1 protein-coding gene is annotated in these 11,115 nt (G+C 65.4%); it reads right to left on the bottom strand.

What is annotated here, in order from left to right:
- Positions 1-10,745 (bottom strand): DUF4214 domain-containing protein (locus ACILR9_RS19505; protein WP_395711623.1); only part of this gene is annotated, 10,745 nt, incomplete at its 3' end.
- Between the last annotated feature and the right edge of the window lie 370 nt (positions 10,746-11,115).

Below are 11,115 nucleotides of genomic sequence, written 5' to 3' on the forward strand. Positions count from 1 at the left end.
ATGGTGCCTGTCAGGCCGCCGAACGGGTTGATGATGACGTCGTCATCCGCCCGGCCGGTCACGCTCTGGCCAAGCTTGCCGATCGTGAACACGTTGCTGTTCGAGCCGTCCTGACCCAGGACGTACTGCTCGATGCCGGCGTCACCGGTGGTGGTGCCGTCGGTCGTCAAGGTGATCGTCTGCGTGCCCGTCACGTTGGTGAACGGCTTGGTGAAGTCGTTGTGCTGCACCATCGTCATGGTCACGTCGACCGCGGCGTTGTTGAAGCTCACCGCCTTCGGTCCCATGACCGCGCCGCTGTTCACGCCGGAGACGTCGGTCGCCGTGCCGGCGCCGCCGGTGAACTGGACCGTGTCGCCCGCACCGCCGCCAACCAGCTTGCCGGTGAACTTGCCATCACCGTAGTTGATGGTGTCGTTGCCGCCCGAGCTGATGTCGACGTTCTGCGCGCCGCCCACCAGGCCGGCGTTGTCCTTGGTCACCGTGAACGTGTCGTCGCCGGCGGCCAGGACGTAGTTCTCGATCCCCTTGTCGCCCGTGGCAGTGCCCGAGTCGGCCAGGAAGATGGTCTGGGTGTTGGCCGTCTTGTTGAAGTCGACCGTGTGCAGCCCGTTGTGCTGCGCCACCGTCATCTTCACCTCGACGTTGGCATCGCTGAAGTCCGCGAACTTGGCACCCGTCGCGGCGCCGCCGTTCACCTTGGCGATGTCGACCAGGCCGGCACCGCCCAGGAACTGCACCGTGTCATCCGCACCGGCACCCACCAGCTTGCCGCTGAACGGGCTGTTGTACTGGATGACGTCAGCGCCGCCCGAGCTGATGTCGACGTTCTGCGAGCCGCCCACCAGCTGGCCGTTGTCCGGCGTCACCTTGAACGTGTCGTTGCCCGAGGCGAGGACGTAGTTCTCGATCCCGACGTCGCCGGTCGCCACGCCCGAGGTCGTGAGCGTGATGGTCTGCGTGTTGCCGGTGTTGCCGAACGGCGTGATGTAGCCGTTGTGCTGCGCCAGGGTGATCGACACCGAGACGTTGGCGTTGTTGAAGTCCACGTTGTCGGTGAACGACGCACCGCCGTTGATGCCGGAGATGTCCGCATTGCCGATGAACTTCGTCGTGTCGCCGGCACCGATGCTGGTCATGCTGCCGGTGAACTTGCCGGTGCCGAACACCGCGATGTCGGTGCCGCCGCCGAAGTCGACGTTCTGCTTGAAGGCGCCGCTGTCGGGGGCGACCGTGAAGGTGTCGTTCCCGCCGAACAGGTTGTACTGCTCGATCCCGCCGTCGCCGGTGGCGACGCCAGAGGTCGTCAGGTTGATGGTCTGCGTCTTGCCTGCGCCGCCGGTGTTGCCGAACGGCTGGTTGAAGCCGTTGTGCTGCGCCAGCGTCATCGACGCATTGACGTCGGTGTTGCTGAAGTCGACCGCCGTCGGACCCACCGCCGCACCGCTGTTGATGCCGGAGATGTTGGTCGTGCCGCCGGTGAACACCACCGTGTCACCCGAGCCGCCGCCGACCATCTTGCCGGAGAACGTGCCCGCCCCGAAGATGAGCTGGTCGTTGCCGCCGGAGCTGATGTCGACGTTCTGCGCGCCGCCGACCAGCCCGAGGTTGTTCGGCGTCACCGTGAACTTGTCGTTGCCGCTGGCAAGGACGTAGTTCTCGATCCCGACATCGCCCGTCGCCGTGCCCGACGTCGTCAGCGTGATCGTCTGCGTGCTGCCGCCGGTTCCGAGGAACGGCTGCACGAAGTCGTTGTGCTGGGCCAGCGTCATGATGACCGACAGCGACAGGCCGTTGAAGGTCACGATGCTGGAGCCGATCTTGGACCCGCCGTTCACGCCGGAAACGTTGGCGTTGCCGGTGAACGACGTCGTGTCGCCGACGCCCAGCCCCGTCATCGTGCCCGAGAACGTGCCGTTCCCGAACTTCACGACGTCGGTGCCGCTGTCGAAGTTGACGCTCTGGTTCCCGGTGGTCAGCGCGCCGTTGTCGGCCGCCACCGTGAAGATGTCGTCGTTGCTGCCCGGACCGGTGTTCAGGTTGTACTGCTCGATCCCGGCATCGCCGGTGGCGGTGCCGCCATCGACCAGGTTGATGGTCTGCGTGCCGCCCGTGTTCAGGAACGCCTGCGCAAAGCCGTTGTGCTGGGCGTACGTCATGCTGACGTTGCGGTTGACGCCCGTGAAGTCGGCCTGGCCGAATGTCGTGGCGCCGCCGCCGTTGATCCCTGAGATGTTCACGTTGCCCGCGAACACGACGGTGTCGTTCGACGATCCACCGACCCAGGTGCCGTTGTAGGTGCCGCCGAGGTTCAGGATGGCCGTATCCGCGCCGCCCGAGCTCACGTCGATGCTCTGGCTGTTCTCACCCAGCGCGAACGTGTCGTCGGCCGACGAGAACACCCAGTTGCCGACGTCCTCGTCGAGCACCGCACCGCCCGTCACCTGGTTGGAGAAGGTGATCGTGGTGTTGCCGAAGTTCGAGCCGCCCGACAGGAAGATGCCGAGGAACGGACCGATCGCCGAGGCCTCGAACAGCTGGTACTGCCCGAACTTCATCGTCGTGTTCGACGGGCCGCCGGCATCGATGTTCAGGGCAACGAAGCCGCCCGTCGCCTGGATCGTGCCCGGGCTCAGGTCGTTCGACGCGTTGTTCACCTGGATGATGTTGGTGTCGAACAGGCCAGAGCCGCCCATGACATCCAGGAACCACGAACCGGCGAGGTTCTCCGGGTCACGGATGAAGTCCTGGTTGCTGCCGCCGATCACCTTGGTGAACTGCGTGCCGAGGTTGAAGCCGACGTTGTTGACGCCGTCGAGCAGGTTCAGGTTCTCGACGTTCAGCACCACCGCGTCGGTCGTGCCCGCGCCGCCGGCCGTCTGGCCGAAGCTCGAGCCGAAGGTCAGCGTCACGTCGACATTGATCGTATCGGTGCCCTTGCCGCCGTCGATCGTCATCGCGTTCTGGAGATCATCCTCGTCGACCCAGAAGGTGTCGTTGAAGTCGGTCGCGACGAGCGTGCTGCCAGCCTGCATCGACGGGCCGGTGTTGTTGAAGTCTTCGGTGAAGACCGTGATCCCGCCGGTGGCCGCCGTCAGCTGCGTGAAGTCGTAGTGGCCGATCTGGTTCAGGATCGTCAGCGTGTTCTCGAACGGCGCCAGGCCGTCACGGAAGTGCACCGTGCTGAAGACACCGCCGCCCGTGATGTTCGGGTAGAAGTCGTTCCACTGACGGATCGACAGCGTCCCCTCCGAGAGGAACGGGATTTCGAGATGCTCGAAGCCGATCAGGATGCCGTCGGCAACGTCACCGCCCAGCAGCGTGAGCTTGTCGTTGTTGCCCGGACCACCGCCGAACAGCCACTCGCCCGGCAGCAGCGTGCCGGAGAAGTCGACGTTGCTGAACGGGTTGAGCACGCCGTCCGCGTAGGCTGCGGCCTGAGCACCCGTGGTCAAGCCAAGCAGCGCACCGAAGTTGAACGTGCCGGGATTGAAGCCGGGGCTGGCGAAGTCGATGAACACCCGGATATCGAGCTGGTTCAGCAGCCCGTTATTGTCGGCGTCGATCCACATCACCTTCTGGTCGAGCTGGTAGACCGCCTGGGTCTGCAGCGCACCGCCGCCAGCCAGCAGGGCCAGCGCATTGCCATAGTCCGCCGCATCGCCGAGGAAGAACGGGATGTCGGCCAGGACCAGCGCGGCCGGGTTGATCAGCAGCGTATCGGTCGCGACGTGGAAGTTCGTGATGTGAACGTCACGATCGTTGAACGTCGGATCGAACGGACCGCCGGGCGATTCGGCGACCGCGTTGATGTAGAACACCGTGCCGACAAGGTCGCTGCCGTCCGCGCCGCCCTGCACACCCGACAGGGTGTCCTGCGCGCCGCCGGTGAAGTCACCGCCGCCCCAGATGAAGTTGGCGCCGAAGCTGTGGGCCGTGCCCATCGCCTTGATCGTGTCGGCCGCGAAGCCGCCGAACAGGACGTTGGTGTTGCCGCCGGGGAGATCGCCCCTGCCGCCGGTGATCGTCTCGCGCAGCGTGCTGCCGTTGGCGTAGACGATCGTGTTGCCGTCGACATCGGTCAGGTCGACCGTCGTCGTCCTGGTGCCGAGCGCCGGGTCGTTGACCAGCCAGATCGTCTGGCTGGCCGCCCCACCCGACTTGCCGATGATCGTGTGCATGTTGAGCGTGCCGTAGCCGCCCAACTGGAAGACGTTCGCCGTGGCGTTGTCCGCCTGCAGCTCGAGGACGTTGCCCTCGGGGGTCGCCGCATTCTGCGAGAAGTTGTTGGCGAAGATGCCCGACTTGGTCGGCGCCAGGGTCACCGGGTTGATGGCACTGGTATTCAGACCCGTCTGGAAGGCGTTGTTGTAGCCGCTGGTGTCGGTCGCCACCGTGATCTTGTTGGTGCCCGACGGCAGGGCCGCCACGATGATGGCGTCGTGGCCGGTGTCGCCGCCTCCGATGGTCGCCGGCGCGATCTCGTAGCGCATCGAGTGCGTGAACCCGGTGCCCTCGAAGATCACGTTGCTCGAGCCGTTGCCGCGGGTCACGATCGTGTCGAGGCCCGAGCCGTTGGCGAAGAAGTTCAGCAGCAGGCTGTTGTTCCAGGTGCCGAACGCGAACATGAAGATTTCAGTGTTCGTGATCTGACCCCACAGCGAGTCGTTCTCGTTGATGGCGCCGTTGGCAAGCTCGAAGGTATCGCGGCCGTCTCCGGCGTTGACCTTCTGGGCCGAGTTCAGAGACGGGAAGATCCCGGCCTGGTTCCACAGGAAGTGGTCGTTGCCGGCACCGCTCATGATGTCGACGATGCCGCCACCCGGCGCCAGGTTGAAGCCGATCTCGAAGCTGTCCCAGCCGCCACCAGTCTTCACCGTATGGACGTTGCCGAGCTGCGGGCTCAGGGTGACGAAGTTGTTTCCGCTGTCGAACTCGGTGCCGCCGCCGGGCACCTTGCCGCTGGTGATCGTCCAGTTGCCGGCGTTGGCGCCCATCGAGTTGGTGCCGTTGCCGAGCGTGATCGTGCCGCCAGCCGCGCTCTGGTAGGTCGGGATCAGCTGGAGCAGGTTGTAGTTCTGGTCACCGCCGGTGATGGTCGAGAGCGTCTGAGCACCACCAAGTGCAGCGATGATCCACTGGACGTTGGTGCCATCGTTGAACCGGTTGGACGTGCCCGACAGGTTCAGGGTCGACAGCCGATTCAGGGTATCGAGCGTCGTGACGATGTTGTTCTGGCCACCCGGCGACCGGTTCATCTGCAGGTTCGCCGTGGTGATCGGGTTCTGCTGGTTCGCGGCCGCAGAGTTGATCTCGAAGTCGCGCAGCACCAGCTGCGGGATCCCGCCCTGCGAGTTCACGTTGTTGGCCGTGAAGTTCAGGGTGTTGTTGGCGGTCGGCAGGGCGAAGTCGAAGGCCATCACCTGACCTTGCATGCTGCCGCCGGGCACGCCGGTCTGGCTGTTGTCGAGGATGAAAGTGTCACCCGACACCGCGTCCTTGAACGTCTGGCCGGTGCCGATGCCGGTGAGCGGGCCATTGATGTGAATGGTCTGCGCGAAGCCGGTGTTGATGCCGACGAAGTTGCTGTTCAGGTTCAGCAGCCCGAGATCAACCGTGTTGGTCGGCAGCACGCCGCCGACACCGCCCACGGTGCCGCCCCACGGGGTCAGCGACTCCAGGGTGATGTGCTGCACGCCGGTCGCCCAGCCCGTGCCGTATTGCTTCAGACCGATGTTGATGGCGTTCGCATTGGTGATCATCGGGTCGATGATCAGCGTGTTCACGCCATTGCCGCCGGTGAACTTGTCCATCGTGTTCCCGCCCTTGAGCGAGCCGTGGAACCCGGTGGTGCCGGCGCCCGAGAAGTCGAGCGTCGTGTCGTTGATGGTGAACAGGCTGTTGCCGCCGAAGACGATCGCCTGGCCAGTGCCGGTGCTGATCACCTCGTTGATGATGCCGTTGACCCGGAAGTTCGTTCCGATCGACAGATCACCGTCGTTGGTCTTGATCGAGCCGGTCAGGCCGCCATTGAAGCCCTGGTAGTTCTGGGCGCTGCCGGCGCCGGTCGTCTCGACCGCCGAGAGGAGCAGCCCGCCGTTTGCGTCGGGCGAGCCGGGGAACGGGAAACCTTCCACGTCGACGTTGCCGAAGACCTGGATCGACTGGCGGATGACATTGCTCTTCCAGATGTCGAGGTCGAAATTGCCGCCGACGGCGATCGTCACCGGGCCGCCGTTCTGGGTCGCGCCGGTGAAGCCCGCCGCAGGCACGTACCTGCCGTCGATGCTGTTGTTGCCGGCATTCCCGGTCACGCCGGCAATGATGGTGAGGCCGCCGACCGAGGTGATGCCCGGGAAGTTGCCCGGATCACCCACATTGAAGAAGGTGCCGCGGAAATCCCGGAGGTCGAGCATGTTGGCGCTCGAGCCGAAGCCCGCGCCGGTATAGGCCGCGCCGGCCTGCTTGGAGCCGTCGACGCCCAGCACGAAGCTGGTGTCGCCGTGCATGATGATGCTGGTCAACGCCGTCGCAGCGAAGGTGTTGGTGGCGCCGTTGATCGTGATCAGGCCGTTGGTGCCGGGGCCGCTCGAGGTGATCGACAGCTTGTCGACGTTGACCCAGAAGCGCGAGTTGGGCAGCCCGGTGATCGGGCTCACCGTCGGGTCGAGCAGCAGGTTCTGCGTCGTCGGCTTCTGCGGGTTGTTCTGGTACTGCATCGCCATGTCGACGGTGCTGCCGAAGATGTCGCTCGGATTGACGAGCTCGGCGTCGGCCGCCTGCGTCAGGTTGAGCAGCGTCAGCTTGCCGCTGGCGTTGGCGTTGATGACCTTGGTCATGCCGAACACGCTCGACATGTCGATCGTCGTGCCACCCAGCTGCTGGCCCGGGTTGATGTTGAAGATCTGGATGTTGTTCGTGGTGAACGCGTTGATCGTCTGCGGCAGCAGACCGGTGGTCTGCAGGAACAGCGTGTTCGGGCCGTCGATCGTGCCCTTGCCGTCGAGGTTGTCGTTCTGGCCCAGCGTGCTCGAGGCCGTCAGCGGGTTCGAGTTCGCCACGGCGAAGAAGGTGTTCTTGCCGTTCGGGTTGCCGACGAAATTGTCGGTCCCCGTCGTCAGGATGAACGAGATCGGCGCCGTCTCGGCGATCTGCGCCGTGCCCTTGGCCGTCGGCACCTGGTCGATCGTCAGGGTCAGCCCCTTCGTCAGGCCGCTCGGATCGTTCGACAGCGTGTTCACAACCACCGTGGCGGTGTTGTTGTTGATCGTCACCGTGCCGTTGATCTGCGACGCCGGCACGACGTTGCCGATCGCGTCACCCGACAGCGTGTAGGTGAAGGTCGTGCCGTTCGGGATGTTCCCGCCGGTGATCGTGTAGGTCACCTGGTTGCCCTCGACGACCGGCAGCGCCGGCGGCGTCACCGTCAGCGTCGATTCGTGGATCGTCACCGTCGGCGAATCGACATTCTGGCCGCCGCTGTTCAGGCGGAAGGTCAGGTTTTGCGTCAGCGGGCCGTTGATGATCGAGAAGTCGGTCCCGACCGTCACCACCGCGCTGTTGTTGGCGTCCAGCGTCACCGTGCCGGAGAGCACGCCGCCCGTCACCTGGTTGGTGCCGCTGCCGATCAGCGACCACGTCTGCGTCGTGCCGGCCAGCGCGCCAGCCGCCACGCCGAACGTGTGGATCGTGAAGGTCAGGCTCTGGCCCTGGTTGATGTCAGCGCTGGCCGGGCTCACCGTCACGGTCTGGAACGCCGTGTCCTGGATGTCGACCGTGACCGGCGCGTTGTTGCCGACCTGGATGGTGACCGGATGGCTGCCGAGCGAGCCGAGGTCGGCCTGCGTGTGCACCGTCACCGAGGCCTTGCCGTTGGCGTCGATCTTGACCTGGCCGGTGCGCTCCGCTGCCGGGATGTGGTCGATGCCGGCGCCGGACAGGGTGTAGGTCTCGATCCGGCCTTCCACCGAACCCTGGGCCACGCCCGTCGTCGTCACCTCGAAGGTGAAGGCATTGCCTTCCTGCACCGAGGCAGGCGCCGTCGTCACCTGGGTGCCCTGCAGGACGTCGACCCCGCCGACCGCCGTCACGGTCGAGCCGCTCTTCAGCGTGAAGGTCAGGTTCTTCAGCAGCCCGTCATTCAGCGCATCGACGTTGGTCTGGACCGTCACCGTCGCGCTGCCGTTGCTGTCCAAGGTCACCGTGCCCGACAGCGGGCCGTTGACCTGGCCTGCCGCCGCACCGCTCAGCGTCCACGTCTCCGTCTGGCCGGCAACCGAGCTGCCCAGCACGTTGATCGTGTTGATCGTGAAGACGACAGACCCGCCTTCGAGGATGGTCGCCGAGCTGGCCGACACGGACTGCGTCGCCACCTCGTTGATCGTCACCGTCGAGGCCGCGTTGTTGGCGACCTGGATCGACACCGTCGTGGTGCCGCCCGGGTTGGCCAGATCGGCCAGCGTGTGCACCGTGATCGTCGCGTTGCCCGACGCATCGAGCGTCACGATGCCCGAGCGCTCCGCCACCGGGATGTGGTCGACGCCAGCACCGGTGATCGTGTAGTTCTCCTGCCGGCCTGCCACCGAGCCCGGCGCAACGCCCGACGTCGTCACCGTGAAGCTGAACGCCGAGCCCTCGTTCACCGGGCTCGTGTTCGTCGTCACCTGCGAGCCCTGGCTGACGTTCACCGTCGCCTGCGCGGTCTGCGATGCGCCGCTCTTCAGCGTGAACACCAGATCCTGCGGCGAGAAGTCGTTCAGCGCATCCGTCAGCGTCTGGACCGTCACCGTCGCGCTGCCGTTGCTGTCCAGCGTCACCGTGCCCGACAGCGGGCCGTTGATCTGGTCGGCCGCCGCACCGCTCAGCGTCCAGGTCTCGACCTGACCCGCCACGGAGCCGCCGGCCACGCCCGCCGTGTTGATCGTGAACACGACCGCGCCACCCTCCAGGATGGTCGCGACGTTCGGCGTCACCGTCTGCACCGCCGTCTCGTGGATCGTCACCGTCGAGGCGGCGTTGTTGCCGACCGCGATGTCGACCGTCGTGTCGCCCGCGCCGGTCAGGTCGGTCAGCGTGTGCACCGTCACCGTCGCGCTGCCGTTGGCGTCCAGCACGACCGTGCCGCTACGCTCGGCAACCGGGATGTGCGCCAGCCCGGGGCCGGTCAGCGTGTAGCTTTCGATCCGGCCTTCCACAGAGCCCGGCGCAACGCCGGTCGTCGTCACCGTGAAGCTGAACGCCGTGCCCTCGTTCACCGGGCCGGTGTTCGTCGTCACCTGAGAGCCCTGGTTGATGCCCACCGTCGCCGTGCCCACCGGCACCGCGCCGCTCAGCAGCGTGAACACGAGGTTCGCCGGCGACAGGTCGTTCAACCCGTTCACCAGCGTCGACACCGTCACCGTCGCCGTGCCGTCCTGGTCCAGCGTCACCGTGCCCGACAGCGGGCCGTTGATCTGGCCGGCGCCCGCGCCGCTCAGCGTCCAGTTCTCGACCTGGCCCGCGACCGCGCTGCCCGCCACGCCCGTCGTCGTGACCTTGAAGATGACCTGCGCACCTTCCTGGATCGTGCCCGAGCTCGGCGTGATCGTCTGCACCGCCGTCTCGTTGATCACCACGTTGACCGGCGCGTCGTTGCCGACCGTGATCGTCACCTGCGTCGTGCCGCTGTCCGCCAGGCTCGCCAGCGTGTGCACCGTCACCGTCGCGACGCCGTTGTTGTCCAGCGTCACCGTGCCGGAGCGCTCCGCAACCGGGATGTGCGCCAGACCGGCCCCCGAGATCGTGTAGGTCTGCACCAGCCCGTTGGCCGAGCCCGCCGCGACCCCCGACGTCGTCACCGTGAAGTTGAACGAGTTGCCCTCGTTCACCGGACCCGTCTGGGTCACCACCTGCGTGCCCTCGGTCAGACCGACGTTGGTCGAGATCGGGCCCACCGTCACCTTGATCGTCTCGTTCGGCGTGTTGAGCTGCGCCGCCGTCACCACCGTGCCGACGTTGATCACCGCCGTGCTGTCGCTGCCCAGCTTGACCGTGCCGGACAGCTGGCCGCCCTTGACGACCGACGAATCGATGCCGGTGATCGTGTACTGGAAGTCCTTGTTGGCCTGCGACGGGTCGGCGTGCAGGGTGATCGCCACCGTGCCGCCAGACTGGATGGTCGACAGGTTCGGCGTCAGCGAGATGTTCTGCGGGTTGGTCAGCTCCTGCGTGATGATGCCGTCGATCTGCAGGATCGCCGTCGTCACCGTCGCCGGGTCGCTGGTCACCGGAACCACGACGTCGCGCGCGCCCTGGATGTTGTCGATGCCGATCCAGGTCAGGTTGTTGTTGACGAACTTCTGGGCGTAGTCCACCGCCACGTGCGTCTTGTTCTCGACCGACGTCTTGTCCGCACCCTGCGCGCCCGAGATGATGTTCAGCACCATCTGCCCCGGCGGCGTGCCCTGCACCGTCAGCTGGTTGACCCAGTAGGCCAGACCGCCCGCGTCAGGGCCGCGGTTAAACAGATCCTGGTAGATCGCCGTCACGAACGCCGCCGGGTCGCCCACCGCCGGCGCCGCCAGGTAGGAGTAGAGCGCCGTCGCCTCCGGCTGCACCGCGAACGAGTTCGCGATCGCCTGCAGCGACATGCCCGCATTGAACTGAGTGATCCAGTAGTTCAGACCATCCGGGTCGGCCGCGCGGCCGAAGTACCCGACATAGAGCTGACCAATCATCTCGGCAGGCGTGTCGATCGGGAATGCCATGGCTGTAGCCACTCCTCAGCTAGTTCGAAGCAACTTGCTTCTGGTTGAAGACGAAACTGTTGACGAAATTTTTTGAGTCCGCCCCGTCTGGGCCGTCCTGGAGACGCCGCGCTTTCCTCGCCAATTGGCTGGTCGAAGTCCTGCTAAGTCGGTCCAAAACAGCAATCCCCAAACAAAACCCAAACGTCCGGTCTTATGACGAACGGAGCAGTTTTACCTGAGGCTGTCGCAGTATGCAAGTTGCTTCACAAATCGCGCCAGCCACTAATGGCGAAAATGATTTGGGCTAACGGCGCTGAAGAACCGGCCACAACCCCTTGTAACAATTGTAACTCTAAAAGGTTGTGTAACTTCTATATGCCAGCCCTGG

The organism is Reyranella sp. (genome assembly GCF_044224635.1).
Taxonomy (GTDB): domain Bacteria; phylum Pseudomonadota; class Alphaproteobacteria; order Reyranellales; family Reyranellaceae; genus Reyranella.